Source organism: Synechococcus sp. H55.11 (assembly GCF_047462475.1).
GTDB lineage: Bacteria > Cyanobacteriota > Cyanobacteriia > Thermostichales > Thermostichaceae > Thermostichus.
Window position 1 is genome coordinate 1 of sequence record NZ_JANSJI010000094.1, and the last position, 1,852, is coordinate 1,852.

2 pseudogenes are annotated in these 1,852 nt (G+C 60.7%); both read right to left on the bottom strand.

Features of this window, described 5'->3' with window-relative positions:
• A pseudogene (locus tag NW853_RS04220) lies at positions 1–1,324 on the bottom strand (phosphoketolase); the annotation flags it as partial.
• A 79-nt stretch (positions 1,325–1,403) separates the two neighbouring features.
• Positions 1,404–1,682: pseudogene (locus tag NW853_RS04225) on the bottom strand (hypothetical protein); the annotation flags it as partial.
• Positions 1,683–1,852 lie beyond the last annotated feature (170 nt).

Genomic DNA, 1,852 nt, shown 5'->3' on the forward strand with positions numbered 1-1,852 from the left:
TGTAGAGGGGATCCGCCGTGGGGTGGATCACTTTGAGACCTTGGTTGACGTTGGCGATGCCGGAAGCCTCGTTACCATCGGCATTGGCCACCAGAAAGTCGGGATCTTTCTGCCCCACCTGCACCACCAGGGTGCCGATGGCCGTGGTGGAGACTTGCTTATCGCCGAGGGGGAACTCAGTTAAGTTGAGGGATCCCAGCGGCGGCAGAGGGCGGACGGATTCCGTTACCACCACCTTGGCTGCCGGCCCCCCAGCAGCCCGTTCACAGTTTTGGCGCACCAGGGCCCAAGCGGCTGGGTGCAGGGCCCGCGCTTGCAGAGCGGCCACGATGTCGGGGTTATCCAAGGTGTGGTGGGCATAGAGGTTGTGGGATTTGGATCCCTTGGCGTGCACGCCCGCCCCTTTCAGTTGCTTGAGGATGAAAACCGTCAGGTGGCCGCTTAGAGCTGACTGAATGGCCCGCTCCATCTCGGTCAGTACCCTCTGGGCAAAGGCCAAGCGGGCTTTCAGAGAAAATTGGGTGCTATCGACGTAAGGGCCAGGCTGCTGGGCATCGTCGAAGTCTTTGGCATCCACCAGCACCACTTCCTCAAAGCCGTTGCCCCGCCAGTACTCAACCATCTGGGCGTTGGCGAGGGTGGAGATCATGCTGTGGTGCTCTTGGCTGTAGCCGTTCCAGACCAGCACCGGTAGGAAGTTGGTGCGCTGCGGGAAGGCGGTGTGAAAGTGGATCATGGAGCTCATCACGTAGGGCTCCCCCAGGCCCCCATCGCCGATGGTGACCGGGAAGAGGCGATCCGGGTAGAGCAGGGCGCCGGCCATGGCAAAGTGCTGCCCCTGCCCCAGTGGCCCTGCCGGCGCCAGCAAGCCGGGGATGTAGCCAGAAAGGTGGCCCAACAGCCCTTCCCGTTCCCGGAAGCGGGCCCGCAAGTCAGAGACCGTGTGGATGCCCATCTCGGCCAGGGATCCATCCAAGAACATGGCGGCGTAGAAGCCGGGGGCGTGGTGGCCCACTTCGGTGGGGATGTTCTTTTGGCCCAGGTACACCAAAGCGGCATAGGCTTCCGCTTGGCTGGCAAAGCCGCCTGGGTGGCCCGAGGCTTTGCTGGCGGTCATCTGCAGGGTGAGATAGCGCAGCGCATCGGCATAGAGCAAGGTCTGGTAGGCGGCCATGCGACTGCCGGGATCCCGCAGCTTGCCTGTGGCAGCATCCACTGCAGGTTCCTGGCCCAGGCGATCGAATTCCGGCCAGGGATCCCCAAAGTATTGGATCCCTTCGCAAAAGGCGGGAACTTGGGCAGTTGCCTCCTGAGCCAGCGTCATGGTCAAGCCTCACTCTTTGTCGGGTTACTCCTCACTTTAAACCTGATGAGGCCTTTTGGATGTTGTAAACTACCCGCACTCATGCTGACGTATAGAGTACGGGCTTTTGGTAGCCCTGCAGTTGACAAGCCAACCACGGGCCTCTGGGCTGGTTTACGGCAGCCCCCAAAAGCGCAATCACAAAGGACTCCGTCCCGCTGACGCCAGTGGAGATGCAGTGGTTCACCCACGCTTGAAAGCGCCTCTCCCTGCCAGACAGGCGTTGCAGCAGCTCCCGGCACCTGCGCCGTGAACTGCGTGTGCCCTGACTGGCTTTGTGTTGAAGAGCAGCCCTCAACCGGGAGTGGTGGTCTCTTACAGGACGTTATGGTATTGAGTTCATTGAGGTAGACAAGGCGTACACTTCCCAGGCAAGTTTCTTGGATAGGGATGAGCTACCCAACTACGGTGAAAAACCCGACCGGTGGCAAGCGTCTGGGAAGTGGATAAAGCGGGGACTGTGCCAAACAGCCAAAGGGTGGTTAGTGA